Origin of the sequence: uncultured Nitrosomonas sp., from assembly GCF_902826915.1 — a bacterium.
Classification (GTDB): domain Bacteria; phylum Pseudomonadota; class Gammaproteobacteria; order Burkholderiales; family Nitrosomonadaceae; genus Nitrosomonas.
Window position 1 is genome coordinate 1 of the sequence record NZ_CADEGP010000067.1, and the last position, 14,646, is coordinate 14,646.

General features: G+C 44.9%; 9 protein-coding genes and 2 pseudogenes. 7 read left to right on the forward strand and 4 right to left on the reverse strand.

Annotated features, from left to right (window positions below; genetic code table 11):
• Positions 1 to 635 (forward strand): annotated as a pseudogene (locus QZV86_RS11190) (IS3 family transposase); the annotation flags it as partial.
• Between the two features lie 40 nt (positions 636 to 675).
• Here QZV86_RS11190 and proB read toward each other — a convergent pair.
• From proB to rplU, 4 genes are all read right to left on the reverse strand, one after another.
• Positions 676 to 1,785, reverse strand: coding sequence for a glutamate 5-kinase (gene proB / locus QZV86_RS11195; RefSeq protein WP_295627954.1), 1,110 nt, complete (start codon positions 1,783 to 1,785; stop codon positions 676 to 678).
• The gene (cgtA, locus tag QZV86_RS11200; RefSeq protein WP_295627957.1) at positions 1,779 to 2,843 is read right to left on the reverse strand and encodes an Obg family GTPase CgtA; all 1,065 of its coding nucleotides are present in this window, start codon (positions 2,841 to 2,843) and stop codon (positions 1,779 to 1,781) included. The genes proB and cgtA overlap by 7 nt, the downstream gene beginning before the upstream one ends.
• A gap of 104 nt (positions 2,844 to 2,947) precedes the next feature.
• Positions 2,948 to 3,205: a 50S ribosomal protein L27 gene (rpmA, locus tag QZV86_RS11205; RefSeq protein WP_295627960.1), complete on the reverse strand. Its 258-nt coding sequence runs from the start codon at positions 3,203 to 3,205 to the stop codon at positions 2,948 to 2,950.
• A gap of 11 nt (positions 3,206 to 3,216) precedes the next feature.
• Complete coding sequence (gene rplU / locus QZV86_RS11210) at positions 3,217 to 3,528, reverse strand: 50S ribosomal protein L21 (RefSeq protein ID WP_292921503.1); 312 nt, start codon at positions 3,526 to 3,528, stop codon at positions 3,217 to 3,219.
• A gap of 147 nt (positions 3,529 to 3,675) precedes the next feature.
• Between rplU and ispB the strand changes: the two genes are divergently transcribed.
• The 6 genes and pseudogenes from ispB to QZV86_RS11240 all read left to right on the forward strand — a co-directional run bounded on the left by ispB (position 3,676) and on the right by QZV86_RS11240 (position 14,141).
• Positions 3,676 to 4,644 (forward strand): octaprenyl diphosphate synthase, encoded by a 969-nt coding sequence (gene ispB, locus QZV86_RS11215; RefSeq protein WP_295627963.1) that lies wholly within the window; start codon positions 3,676 to 3,678, stop codon positions 4,642 to 4,644.
• Between the two features lie 239 nt (positions 4,645 to 4,883).
• Positions 4,884 to 5,516 (forward strand): DsbA family protein, encoded by a 633-nt coding sequence (locus QZV86_RS11220; RefSeq protein WP_295627966.1) that lies wholly within the window; start codon positions 4,884 to 4,886, stop codon positions 5,514 to 5,516.
• Positions 5,517 to 5,932: 416 nt separating this feature from the next.
• Entirely contained in the window at positions 5,933 to 6,424 is a 492-nt protein-coding gene (locus QZV86_RS11225) for a hypothetical protein (RefSeq protein WP_295627969.1), read from the forward strand.
• Between the two features lie 1,265 nt (positions 6,425 to 7,689).
• Positions 7,690 to 7,923, forward strand: a pseudogene (locus QZV86_RS11230) (hypothetical protein); the annotation flags it as partial.
• A 431-nt stretch (positions 7,924 to 8,354) separates the two neighbouring features.
• Positions 8,355 to 13,412, forward strand: a complete 5,058-nt coding sequence (locus tag QZV86_RS11235; RefSeq protein ID WP_295627972.1) for a calcium-binding protein — start codon at positions 8,355 to 8,357, stop codon at positions 13,410 to 13,412.
• 336 nt (positions 13,413 to 13,748) lie between these two features.
• Positions 13,749 to 14,141 (forward strand): hypothetical protein, encoded by a 393-nt coding sequence (locus QZV86_RS11240; RefSeq protein WP_295627976.1) that lies wholly within the window; start codon positions 13,749 to 13,751, stop codon positions 14,139 to 14,141.
• Positions 14,142 to 14,646 lie beyond the last annotated feature (505 nt).

Consider the following 14,646-nt stretch of genomic DNA (forward strand, 5'->3'; position numbering starts at 1 on the left):
CGGTTGATGAAGAAGCTTGGAATGCAAGGTGTTCGACGCGGCAAAAAGTGTTGGAAACCATTTCGGACGATTTTCTTGACCGGCCAACGGACAAGGTTAACCGGCAATTTGTAGCTTCCCGGCCAAATCAATTGTGGGTGGCAGACATCACATTTGTGGCGACGTGGATTGGTTTTGTTTATGTGGCTTTTATTACCGATGTATTTGCAAGATACATCGTTGGCTGGCGAGTGAGTCGTTCATTGCGAACGGATCTGGTACTGGATGCATTGGAACAGGCGCTATGGGCACGGCGGGAAACCGCAGGATTGATTCATCACAGTGATCGAGGCAGCCAGTATTTATCGATTCGCTATACGGAACGTTTGGCGCAGGCAAATATTGACGCCTCTGTCGGAAGCATCGGAGATTCTTATGACAACGCGCTAGCCGAAACCATCAATGGTTTGTACAAGACCGAAGTCATACGGCATCGCGGTCCTTGGCGTAGTATCGAAGAAGTAGAATTTGCCACATTGGAATGGGTGGATTGGTTCAACAATCGAAGACTGCTGGACGCAATCGGATATGTCCCACCGGCAGAATTTGAAAAGGCGTATCATCGCCAACAGGAAGAGTCAGCTGATGCAGCTTGATTCAAGAAAACATGTCTCCAGAAAATCGGGGGCGATTCAATTAAAGTAGCACCAGGTTATTTCTATGTATGAGCTCTGGTTCATCTACGTATCCTAATATGGCTTCTATTTTACTGCTGGCTTGCTTCAGAATTTTTTGTGTTTCTACCGCGCTGTAATTTATCAAGCCGCGTGCTATTTCTTTGCCTTCTTCGTCGAGACAGGATACAGTTTCTCCACGCTCAAATTCACCATCTACGGCAGTGACGCCGATGGGTAATAAACTTTTTCTATCAACACAAAGCGCTTTTACAGCACCTTGATCCAATATGACGTGACCGCGTACTTGCAAGTAATCAGCTAACCATTGCTTGCGTGCGGCCAATACAGGCACTCGGGCTAAGAAACGCGTACCGATAGCTTCATCTTGGTTCAGTCGTACCAACACGTTGTTTTCGTGACCGGATGCGACGATGGTATTCGCACCGCTGCGCGCCGCGCGTTTGGCGGCGATTACTTTGGTTTGCATGCCGCCGCGGCTGATACCGCTACCGACACCACCGGCCATTTTTTCCAACGTAGGATCACCTGCATTGACCTCATTTAATAGTTTTGCATCTGAATTTCTGCGTGGATCGCTCGTATATAAACCAGCCTGATCGGTCAGTATTACCAGCGTATCAGCTTCAACTAGATTGGTTACCAGTGCCGCTAGTGTATCGTTGTCGCCAAAACGAATTTCATCAGTTGCTACGGTATCATTTTCATTAATAATGGGAATGATGTTAAGTTTTAACAATGTCATCAAGGTTGAACGAGCATTAAGATAACGTTTCCGGTTGGATAAGTCTTCATGAGTCAAAAGTACTTGGGCGGTTTGCAAATTGTATTGTGAAAAATTTGAAGCATAAGCTTGTGCCAATCCCATTTGTCCTACTGCAGCCGCAGCTTGCAATTCGTACAGTGCGGTAGGGCGGGTTTCCCAGTTTAGTCGTTGCATACCTTCGGCAATCGCACCTGAGGAAACCAGAATGATTTCTTTACCCATCTGTTTTAACGTGGCAATTTGTGCTGCCCAACCGGCCAGTGCGGTATGGTCGAGCCCCTTGCCCTCATTGGTGACCAGACTGCTGCCTACTTTGATGACAACGCGGCGTGCTTGTTTTAACATTGATTCGGTAACTCGTCTTCTGGAATAGAGCTGTCAGGTTGTGGTGGCAAATGCTGTTCCAGATATTCCATGATGGCATAGGTTAGATGTTTGCACCCTTCACCTGTTAATGCGGAAATAATAAAGTAATTTTCTTTCCATTCCAATTTATCGACAAATTGACGGCATAGCTCGTCGCGTTCTTGTTCTGGCATCATGTCGGTTTTATTCAATACCAACCAGCGTGGTTTTTGATATAAGGATTCGTCATATTTCTCTAATTCCTTGACAAGTGCTTGAGCTTCATGAACGGGATCGGTTTCTACATTGAGCGGCATCATGTCGATCACATGCAATAATAGCCGGGTGCGAGTCAGATGTTTCAAAAAGCGATGACCTAATCCAACGCCTTCGGCAGCTCCTTCGATCAATCCAGGAATATCCGCCATGACAAAGCTGCGATTATGATCGACTCGAACCACACCGAGATTCGGTTGTAAGGTTGTAAATGGGTAATCTGCAACTTTTGGACGAGCGGCTGAGACAGCGCGGATGAGCGTGGATTTTCCAGCGTTTGGCATGCCGAGTAATCCTATATCAGCGAGAACCTTGAGCTCTAGTTTCAACTCGAATTCCTGCCCTGGTTCACCATGGGTGAACTGCCGTGGCGCACGGTTGGTGCTGGATTTAAAGTGCAGATTACCAATTCCGCCAGATCCGCCTTTGGCCAAAAGAATTTTTTGTTGATCATGAATCAGGTCTGCGATGGTTTCATCGGTGTTGATATTTTTGATTACCGTGCCTACGGGCATGCGCAGCACGATATCCTCGGCACTTCTGCCATAGCGATCCGAGCCTTGTCCATTCTGGCCTTTCTTGGCTCGGTGGATGCGGGCAAAGCGATAATCAATTAGAGTGTTAATATTACGATCCGCCACCACAAATACACTGCCGCCACGTCCGCCGTCGCCGCCATCAGGCCCACCTTTGGGGATGTATTTCTCCCGCCGGAAGCTTGCGACGCCATCACCGCCTTTGCCCGCATAAACCTCGATAACCGCTTCATCAATAAATTTCATAAGTAACGGATTGTATATTCCTAATGGTGTAATTCTGCAAATAAAAAAGCCCCATCACATCTGACAGGGCTTTTTGAGTAAGTACGTTATTCTATTTCTATTCTTTATGCAGGTATCACGCTTGCTGTTTTGCGCTTAAATGCGCCTTTTATGCTGAAGCTTACTTTTCCTGTCACTTTGGCAAATAAAGTATGATCCTTACCGATGCCTACATTTACTCCCGGATGAACTTGTGTGCCGCGTTGTCTGATAATGATTGACCCTGCTGAAATTAATTCACCACCATAGCGCTTGACTCCAAGGCGTTTTGAGTGTGAATCGCGTCCATTTCTTGAGCTTCCGCCTGCTTTCTTATGTGCCATTTATCAACTCCTTAAGCTGAAATGCCCGTAATTTCAATTTCAGTGTAATTCTGCCGGTGACCTTGATGTCTTTGGTAGTGTTTGCGACGCCGCATCTTGAAAATGCGAATCTTATCGTGACGTCCTTGCCCGAGTACAGTTGCGCTGACTGTTGCACCACTAACCAGTGGTGTTCCCACCGATACTTTGTCATCTTTGGCAACCATCAATACTTGATCGATAATAAGCTCACTGCCAGTTTCCACTTTCAGCTGCTCTATTTTCAATTTCTCACCTACCTGAATTTTATATTGCTTACCGCCGGTTTTTATCACCGCATACATGTTTTAACTCCATACTTCCCTTATACAGAACCGAGAATTATACATAAATAACCCTTGATTGTGGTGGAAAATTTCTAACGATTAATCATTCTGCTTGACACTTGGGTATCGTCATTCCTAACATAGCGTTTTCTACAAGGTAATATTGTGTCAATCGAACATATAAGAAGTTTTATTGCTCAAGATATGAGCATAGTCGACAATGTCATACGGGATAAATTACATTCCCATGTCCTGCTGATTCGTCAAGTTAGTGAGTATATTATTAACAGTGGTGGCAAGCGTTTGCGTCCTGCCTTAGTCATATTATCCGCGGGCACTTTTGGTTACTCTGGAAAATTCCATTATAACCTGGCGGCCGTTATTGAGTTTATTCATACCGCAACGCTATTGCACGATGATGTGGTGGATGAATCGGAGTTGCGGCGCAATAGAGAAACCGCCAATGCATTGTTTGGCAATGCAGCCAGCGTTTTAGTAGGGGATTTTCTTTATTCTCGCGCGTTCCAGATGATGGTGGAAGTCGACAATATGCGTGTGATGCAAGTGCTTGCCGATGCGACTAACACAATTGCTGAGGGTGAGGTTTTACAGTTACTCAATTGCCGTGATCCACAAGTCTCCGAAGAAAATTATCTGCAAGTAATTCGATTTAAAACAGCTAAATTATTCGAAGCAGCAAGCCGACTCGGCGCAATATTAGGTAATGCCACACCCGAAGAAGAAAATGCGATGTCAATTTATGGTATGCATTTAGGAACCGCGTTTCAGCTTGTCGATGACATGCTTGATTATTCCGCCAATAATCAAGATATTGGTAAAAATTTAGGTGACGATCTGACTGAAGGGAAACCTACATTGCCGCTAATATATGCCATACGTATGGGTACAGAGGAGCAAGCTAATATCATTCGGAAGGCAATTGAAGATGGCGGAAAAGATGGTTTTGAACCCGTCCTGAATGTGATTCGCCAAACAGCAGCTTTAGAATATACAAAAAAATGCGCTGAAGATGAAGTGGCAACAGCAGTGGCTGCAATAGCTTCTCTGCCAGATTCAGAAAATAAAAAGTGCCTGTTGCAATTAGCAAGCTTCGCGGTTACACGCAATCATTAAAATGACTAGAGCTTGGATCGATTGTATTCATTTAGCCAAAAATTCCTAACCTGAATCGTTAGAAAGTTGTTCCTGAGAAACTTGCCATATCAACTCTCGCTTGATTCCGCGTCAACCTTCCTGATTTGCCGGCGGTTTTTCCTGTTTCAGTATATTTGGGCAAAACGACAAGTGATTTATAAAAACCGACATGGTTATACACGGTCAATTGAATCTATTTGTTCTAAAGTGATGTTATTTTGAAATCGACTACTATCCTTTACTATATTCATGATCCTATGTGCAGCTGGTGCTATGCATTCAGCCAAAGCTGGACTGCATTGCAACAGGATCTGCCGCCAGACATAGAGATTGTTTATCTCGCAGGCGGGCTAGCACCGGATGCCACCGAGCCGATGCCACTCGCAACGCAAAAAATAGTGCAGCAGGCATGGCGACGTATTGGGCAAACTGTTCCTGGAGTACGCTTCAATTGGGACTTCTGGTCGCGTAACATACCTATTCGTTCAACCTATCCGGCCTGCCGGTCTGTGCTGGTAGCCAAAAAGCAACGCGCGGATGCTGAAGCGGAAATGATACGTGTTATACAGACTGCATATTATCAACAAGCAAAAAACCCCTCGTTGTTAGAAACCTTGCAAGCGTGTGCCCACGAGATTGGATTAGACGAGCAAACCTTTATCGAAGATTTGAAGAGTGCAGCGATAGAAAATGAATTGCAGCATCAAATTCAACAGGCAAGAAATCTAAATGTTTATTCTTACCCCTCCCTGCGGCTGGTGCACAACCATACCGCGTTTCCCATTGCTATTGATTATCTGAATCATCGCGCCATGCTGGATGAAATAAGAGCTATCAGACTCGAAAAGTAGTCAAGCTTCCTTACTTTCTAAGATCATTTCTACAGATTGTTTTTCAATGATAAGCAGTTAGAAATCATTGCGTGTTTGGTTGAGCCTTTTAGTGCATTTTCTCCCGCTTTTTGCCTAATTAGATCATGGTTCAGAAATTAAAGTATTAATGCCCTCCTGTCGTAAAGCAAGGGGGGAATCTATCTAAATTATCCATTAACATCATAATAATAATCTATATTTTATATGGAGAGTCCTGAGATTTCTTTCAAAAAATATTTTTTATCGTGAAATGAATTAGTTATTAGAACCATTTAATGAGATACCTATTTTATTTGCAGCGCACGTAGTTCATAAGAAACATTTTTATATTGAGTAAAAATGAAATATGACTCCGCGTTGGATTAATTGGCATCACATATAAAGAGGCTTTATGTATGAAAAAAATCATTTTGCTTATGCTTGTTTTATCGGTCATTTATGCCACTTTCTTTTCAGAGAAAGCTCGGCTGGACAGGGAAGTTGATCGCTTGTGCGCGATCGACGGGGGTATCAGAGTGTATGAAACGGTAGAACTACCACCGGATAAGTTTGATAGCTGGGGAGAAATTAACTTTTACCGTCCGACTCAGGGTGAGAATACGCTTGGGTCGGAATATCTCTACCAATGGGATATTTACTATTTCAAAAAGGGTGATCCTGTTTTACAGGGGGCTCAGGAAGCTTCAATGAGACAGGATCATATCAAGATTATCAGAAGAGCAGATATGAAATTATTGGGGGAATTTGTGAAATACCACAGAACAGGAGGCGACTTGCCTGGCCCTTGGATGCCTTCTTCATACCATTGCCCTGTCAGATCAAAAGGAAATGAAAGTATATTTTTTAGGGAAATTTTTATTAAATCCACTGAGGAGAACGTCGAATGAATAATATCAGTATATATTATTCACAATCTGGGTTATCGCAGGCGGCATACGGTACGTTCTCAGGAAGAACAATACGCACGATTGAATTAACTGAAAATGATGTCAGCATGTCTGTGTCTCAAGCCACCGCCTTTACCGAGAAATGGCAAATTGCAGATCAATATACAGATCCAATCACGGGAGTTTCAGCCACGGTTTTTGAAGCAAAAGCAGGCGGTGCTAAATATCTTGCAATACGTGGAACAGAATTTGCGGTAAGTGATTTGCTCATTGATGGAGTATTATCCTCAGCGATACCTCCAATTCTCAATCCTCAATTTATTGCACTCAAATTGCAGATAGATGCTTGGCTGAATGACCCCAGTGTCCTGCAAGGTCAGAGTTTTACCGTTGCTGGCCATAGTCTGGGTGGCTACCTGGCTGCTGCCGTCAAACAAAATTATGCGCAAGTAACTGAAGCCTATCTTTACAACGCACCAGGCGTAGGCGGTTTGCTGGGTAATTTGGCGGATGAGGTGAGCGGTGTTCTTGGCATAAGCAGCATAGCAACTGATAATATTTGGAACATACGTGGTTCCGAGGGTTTTCCCATCATTGCAGGTCTAGGCTACCAACTTGGTTCGCCTGTCAGTATCCAAACAGAAGCATCGACCAATAATCACAGTATTAGTCTGTTAACCGATGCTTTGGCCGTTTATTCAGCCTATTCCGAACTGGCGCCCAATCTGAATCAAGAACAACTAAGCAAACTGATCGATGCCTTCGGTTCGACTAAGGATATGGCTGGGGCATCCAACAGCAAAACGCTTGAATCCGCACTTGATGCCATCCGCAGCATTTTACTAAATCCTGCGGATGGCAACATGGTGCTGGGTGATAATCAGAAGACGGAAACAGGCAATCGCGACAAATTTTATACCAACCTTTATGAATTACAGAACAGCGTTCAATTTAAAGATTCTGTGGGCAAGGCCCAGTTAGCATTGCTGCCCGACCTATCCGCCAGCGCTATTATTACCAGGATTGAGAGCGATGGTCAGCAGGGTTTGGCAGCGCGCTTTGCACTGGTGGCGCTCAATCCTTTCATTCTTGAAGGGGCAAGTATTGATTATGGTGTTTTCAATTCGAATGGAGCGCTTGATCGTTTTAGTCAGGAGAGTGATTCGGGTGCGCTGACATCATCATATTTGGTAGATCGCATGGTGATGTTGATACGCAAGAACTGGTTCAATGTTGAGGACAAAAACCCGCTGGATTCGACAGTCATGTTCAGTTCAGGTAATCATAGCTATCAAAATATTAATGATTACTATGAAGATGCAGCCACGGGTTATAAGATTTCACAAGGTGAGTTATCAGGCAGTACACCACGTTATTTTTTTGGTGGCGACGATGCGGATAATCCTGCGGCGTCGGCTGTTGAAGATCACCTTTATGGCGGCGGTGGGGACGATACGCTGAAAGGTCTTGAAGGCAATGATTATCTGGAGGGTGGCGCAGGTTTAGATACTTATATAATCAATCCTGGTGACGGTGTCGATACCGTGCTGGATACGGATGGAGCTGGAATTGTTCAATTCGGTTCCGTGATCGCGCAGGGCAGAAGCGGCGTGACCAACAATAAAGATTGGATAAGAGTCGGTGAAACATGGACAGACCAGAAGAACGACTTGGTTTATTTGCTTGCTGCCCAAGACAACGGCATGTATGACTTGTTGGTAAGTTTTGTTGGCGCCAGTGGCAGCGCCAGGGCACGGATAAAAAATTGGAGCGATGGCAAGCTTGGCATAACGCTTGGCGATAATGCAGTTGCCGAAGCACCGGTATTGGATCGTGTCATCCTAGGCGACCTGAAACCGGAGAAACCAATTGATTATGACGAGTTTGATAATGTTGTTGTGGGTGGGAAGAGCAAGCGGATCGTGAAGATATGCTGTATGGAAGTGCCGAAAATGATCATATTCGAAGTCTCGGCGGTGATGACGAAGTTGATGGGAAGGATGGTAAAGACCGTATCGAGGGCGGAAGTGGAGAAGATATCCTCGCTGGAGGTAAAGATGACGACATCATACTGGGAGGCACTGATAGTGACATTATTAGAGGGCAATTGAACAACGATAGGCTTTTTGCGGAGATCGAGTACACTTTGGATGCTGCTTATGCGCTGAGCAAAGTCCAGGCTGGAAGCGGGGAAAGGGGCGATCTGCTTGATGGCGGCGTAGGCAATGATACGCTCATTGGTAATGCTGGTAATGACATTCTCATGGGCGGTGCCGGTAAAGATATTTTGATAGGTTTGGGTGGGAACGATACGATTGAGGGCGATAGAAATGTCGAATCAGTAGATCGCGACTGGAAAGTTAATCGTACAACAGACAAAAAAGATAATGTTACCACCTATACTCGGGAATATAACTTCGGCGTGTCACTTGCAGAAGTTGCGATGGTAACTGGTGATGACGATGTCATTTCCAGCGGTGCTGGAAATGATTGGATTTTTGCGGGGGGTGGTAACGATTCCATTGATGCGGGCGCCGATAGTGATCTGATTTTTGGTGATGCAGGCAACGATACCATCCTTGGACAAGATGGGGATGATGCTGTTATAGGCGATAATTATCATACGAATTTAGATCCATCTTTGCATGGTAACGATTATTTAAGTGGCGGTAACGGTAACGACCTGCTGATTGGCGGAGGGGGCTCAGATTATCTGGCAGGTGGCGCAGACAGAGATATACTGGTTGGCGATGACAGTGGGGTTACTTTGCTGTATCAGGGTAACGATTTTCTCGATGGAGGCACAGGCGAAGATCAGCTTTTTGGCGGAGGCGGTAACGATACACTCATTGGCGGCGCAGGGAATGACGAATTATATGGCGGTGCGGGTGATGATATTTATATCAATGTCGAGGCAGGTGATTTTATCAACGATTTGGTAGGACATAACACCATTTTGCTGGCGGAAACTGGTAGCAGCGGTATGTTGCTAAGTTCGATGACTAAGCTAAGTAGTGAGTCTCAAGAATTTATGGCCAATTCAGATGCTGAATCTTCGGATAAGCTATCGGATGTAACATGGGTAGGAGATAGCAGCATATTGCGCATTACCTTGGGAAATGGCGGAGTACTTGATCTGCAAGACGCTCTTTACGGTATGAACGCGCAACTTCAATTTGATCATGGGAACAGTTCAATAGATTTGGAAACCTGGGCGAGCGAGAATCTGCGCGAAGCAGTGGTTCTGGATCTGTCATTCTTTGAGGGTAGCTCAATTGTTCAAGCTTATGGCGGTGCAGGCGCTGATTTGATTCAGGGCAACATCAATAACAATACCCTCAAAGGGCATGGCGGCGATGATTATCTTCTCGGTGACGCCGGTGATGATCGGATAATTGGTGGAGCAGGTAATGATACGCTATTCGGACAAACCGGCAATGATACTTTGCAGGGCGGTATTGGCGCTGACCACTATGCGGGTGGCAGTGGAGCTGATATTTATGTGTTTAATCGCGGAGACGGCGTTGATAGTATTGCTTCAGCGAATAGCGAGGAAGCGGCGGGTGATGAGGTTCAGCTGGGCGCGGGTATCATTGCCAGTGATCTTCGTTTCTTTAAATTGGCGGATGGTAGTCTGCTCATGCGAATTGAGGGTAGTCAAGACAGTATCCTTTTTCACAACTGGTTTACTCAGGGATCCAATGTAGCGGCATTGCGTTTTAATGATAATTCGCTGATGAATGCTAACGAAATAAACGCACTCGCAGCGAACATTTTTGGTGGAACGATGGGCGATGACGTCTTGATCGGTACAGTGGCCGATGATCATATTGAAGGCTATGCAGGTAATGATATTCTGGATGGCAACGCTGGCAATGATCTGTTGGTGGGTGGCGATGGCAATGACACCTATCTTTTTGGCTGGATTTTACTGGGTAGCGATACGGTGGTGGAATCGCCGACCGGCGCGAGTATTGTCATATTGACGGAAGGTACATTACTTGCTGATCTGCGCCACGAGCGTGCCGGAAATGATTTGACTTTAGCATTGCGTGGCGGTGGAGCGACATTAACAATCAAAGATTATTACGTATCGCAGCATACCTGGATGATCCATGCGGAGAATAACGTGGTGGTTGGAATCGCTGATTGGCTGGCCTGGCCTGAGCCCGCCATCGATATTGCGCAATTACAAACGGATTTTCTGGATGCAGCGCGTACTCAGTGGTCGAATGATCTGCTCAGCAATACAAGTGAAGCGCATTATGGTTTGTATACGCGGGTGGATGAAACGACCTATCGCGCTAATTTGGTATCCGTGCATGAAGCGAATATCGTCGTGCAACGTTTTACATTGATCGAGAATTCTGCTGACACGTCCCAAATTCAGCGCCAATCTTATGGCAGTGATTCTTCTTTTTCCACTGTCGATGTCTTTGATATTTTGCCTGCTACGCCTCCAACAGTCCCTTCATCAGGAGTGCAGCAATATATTCCCTTTTCTGAATGGTACGAATTTTACAAACAAGGGGTTCCGGTCGGTGTGACAAACATCAACAACATGATTCCCGTATCCGAAAATGGTGTGATTGTCGGTTTCATAACGAATAGCGAGATTTCAGCATCACCCGATGTGATTCAACGTTATTGGCAAACCACAGAGACCATCAATACGCAAATTGAGCATATTCAAGGCGGCGACAGCGATAATACAATTGAGGGTTACAGAAGCAGTCGGTTCTCGGACGAGATATCGATAATCGATGGTGGTGGCGGGAATGATATTCTCTATGCGCCTGGTATTCCTTGGCTCAACAACGAGGTGGCGTATTTTACCGATACTGAGTCACGTATCGGTGGATTTTCCTATGGGAACATAGGAAATGATACGCTGTATGGCGGTTACTACAAAGATACGTTGGTCGGTGGTGACGGGATTGATTTTCTGGATGGCAAGTTTAGTCAAGATATGTATGTCATGCTCATTGGTGAATCAGGGGTAGATACGATTTGGGATACAGGAACGCAACTAGCGCATTGGTGGGCTTATTCTAGCAATACCATTTACGCTGGATTGGCTCAGAAATTGAAGCCGATAGCACAGGATATGCTCCATCTGGTAGGAATTAATCAGGAAGATATCGTCTTTACATGGGGGCAGCGTGTCGTCGAGGGGGTGCGAGGGCGAATTGAGCTTGAAGATGTATTATACACCCAGACCATGCATGCTACGCTGACTGTAACGTGGATGGGCGGTGGCGTCGAAATCGTGCTGCCAAATTCAACCGATCTGCCTGGTATGGGATTGGAGCGTATTCAGTTTGGTGATGGAACGGTATTGACAATGGCGGAACTGATCGCGCTTGCTGGCCCTGTGCCTACCCTTAATATGCAGGAAATGGACAATAACATTATTGGCAAAAATGAAGATGATGTGATCTGGGGTGAGGGCGGGAGCGATACGCTTGATGGTGGCGCTGGTGATGATTTTCTAAATGGCGGGATTGGAAACGACACTATGATGGGTGGTGCCGGCAATGACACCTATTTGTTTGGCAAAGGTTTCGGTCAGGATACGATCAATAGTTATGACGCGACTGTCGGAAAGATTGATGCGGTGCAATTTGATTATGGCGTGATTCCTGATGAAGTGCGCGTCAGCCGTTTCGGAGATAACCTGGTGCTAACCATTATCGGTACCGGAGATATACTCATTATCCAGAATTACCTGGAAAATAATGGCGCGACCCCTTTCTCAGTCGAAGAGATCAGGTTTAATGAGGATGGTAGCGTTTGGGATTTGGCAATAGTGAAAGCCAAATTGGCAAATAATCAGGCTCCCAATTTGCAGACTGCACTCTCAGACCAAGCGATTGTCGCAGGCGAGAACTTCAGCTACACGATGAATCCCAGCGCATTTATCGATCCGAACGGCGATGCGCTTACTTACAGCGCATCCCTATCAGATGGAAATCCTTTGCCGTTATGGCTCAATTTTGATGCGATAACACGTGCGTTCAGTGGCACACCTAATACCTCAGGTAAATTCAGCGTGATTGTGACAGCAAAAGACACCGGCAATCTGACAGTTTCAGATGCCTTCGATATCAATGTCAGTAGTCCGGACATAACGGTTAATGGCACATCGGGTGCAGATACGCTCAATGGAGGCAATGGCGATGACACGCTTAATGGCTTGGCAGGTAACGATGTATTAAATGGTAATGTAGGGAATGACTGGCTCGATGGCGGGAGTGGAATCGATATAATGGCCGGGGGTGCAGGTGATGATACTTATCGGGTGAACAGTTTTGGAGATGTTGTCGTTGAAAACGCTAATAACGGCAGCGATACGGTCGTGTCATCAATTTCGTATACGCTCGGTGCTAACTTGGAGAATCTAACCTTGTCGGGTGCTGCAGCGATTCTTGGTATTGGTAACTCGGTAGCCAATCAAATAATTGGGGGTGCGATGTCCAATATTATATGGGGTCGAGCTGGGCATGATATTTTGTCGGGGAATGGCGGTGCGGATACATTGTTGGGCGATACCGGCGACGATTCTTTGGATGGCGGGGTCGGTAAAGACCTGTTGATTGGCGGAGCAGGCAATGATACTTACTTTTTCGGGCGCGAATATGGAAAGGATATCGTCGTCGAGAATGATTCCACTGCTGGTACCTTGGATAAGGTTAAATTTTTGCCAAATATCAATCCAGAACAGATTTGGTTTCAGCACGTTGGCAATAATCTTGAAGTCAGTATCATCGGTTCCCAGGATAAGCTGGTAATCAAGGATTGGTACCAAAGTTCGAATACTCATGTCGAGCAGTTTGAAACTGCTGGAGGTTTGAGATTGTCGCATAGCCAAATTGAAAATCTGGTAACTGCAATGGCGGGCCTTGAGCCACCAGGGCATGGTCAAACAACACTTCCATCTGCTTACGAAATCAGCCTTGATCCGCTGATTTCTGCTTTCTGGCTATAGACTTTTCTATTTTCTTGATGGCCTTGACTTAATCTTTGCGGGTTTGGTTTTTGCTACTTCTAATGTGGGTCACCTGCCGCATAGAATCTTAATCTTGACCACTGGCCATTCCTGGTTCATTTCTCCATATAATTCAAAGCATAAGAAATTTATTGCGCGTGTGGCTACATTCCAGGTTAATTTCGCTATAATCATTAAGCTATAAAGTGAAAAGGCATGAGTGTTGATATCAATACTAAGTGTTCAACATGGATAGGGCGTACAAAATTAATGCATCAAGGTTTTATGATTTTTTTATTAGATTGTTGTGTAAATTTATTCTAAAGGGAGCGGTATATGAGTATGGAAAGTGAAGTTAGAATGAGATTTGGAGGTTTTTGGAACTCCCTCATTTTGCTGTTTGTAATTATTGTTTGTCTTCGTTTCTCAAGCCTGGAGTTTGCTGATGAAACTTTAATTAAAAGAATTTTTTGTGCGCTACATTTGTTTTTAGGGTGTATCGCTGCGGGTGTTTTGCTGGGCATACTCAAAATATTTTTGGCATTTTCTAATCACACCTATACACGTGCGCCTGCATCGGCGAATTTTGCAAAAGGTCTTAAATATGGGATAGTTGCTGGCGGTTTATTGATACTGATTGTCGGTATATTGCAGCTGCCAAATTTTCTGGGCGTGTTTCAGCCCATGATTGATGGATTGCTGGCAAAGTTAGCGGCTATTTTCGCATAATAGCTATTTCTGAATAATCCAAGCGCTTGATAGCAAGTCGCAATGCTCTGCTACATCATAATTCCACCGGCCGGAAATGTTAAAATTGCCATTTATTTCTGGTCGAAGTGGTAATCAAATGCTTGTAGTCTATTGAAAGCCCTCTGAGTTATTGTTTTGTTCCGATATTAGAATTTTAGTTTAGTGTTGCACTGTTTAGTATGGAAAGTTCATTGATTTAATTCCTTCGGTATTTATCCCCCTAGAGATGTTCTTGTTGGCATGGAAGCTTGACAGCTCAAGTCAGTTTGAAATCAATCCATAGTAATAGGGAAACACTGATTAATTCACCGCACACCAAGGGCTAATCGAGCGGTTTTGGGATATTGGGTTAAAATTTGCCATATTCTGGCTTGAATTGTGCTATTTCCTGCATTATTCCCCTTATTTCTTATCTTTAAGACGCAATCTGGGAGCTATGATTATTTCTGGTGTATGACAAGTGAGGAGAAAGCGGTGTAGCCTG

Coding starts and splice junctions, on each gene's coding strand:
- proB (WP_295627954.1), bottom strand. CDS start 1,785: ATGTTAAAACAAGCACGCCGCGTTGTCATCAAAGTAGGCAGCAGTCTG.
- cgtA (WP_295627957.1), bottom strand. CDS start 2,843: ATGAAATTTATTGATGAAGCGGTTATCGAGGTTTATGCGGGCAAAGGC.
- rpmA (WP_295627960.1), bottom strand. CDS start 3,205: ATGGCACATAAGAAAGCAGGCGGAAGCTCAAGAAATGGACGCGATTCA.
- rplU (WP_292921503.1), bottom strand. CDS start 3,528: ATGTATGCGGTGATAAAAACCGGCGGTAAGCAATATAAAATTCAGGTA.
- QZV86_RS11225 (WP_295627969.1), top strand. CDS start 5,933: ATGAAAAAAATCATTTTGCTTATGCTTGTTTTATCGGTCATTTATGCC.
- QZV86_RS11235 (WP_295627972.1), top strand. CDS start 8,355: ATGCTGTATGGAAGTGCCGAAAATGATCATATTCGAAGTCTCGGCGGT.
- QZV86_RS11240 (WP_295627976.1), top strand. CDS start 13,749: ATGAGTATGGAAAGTGAAGTTAGAATGAGATTTGGAGGTTTTTGGAAC.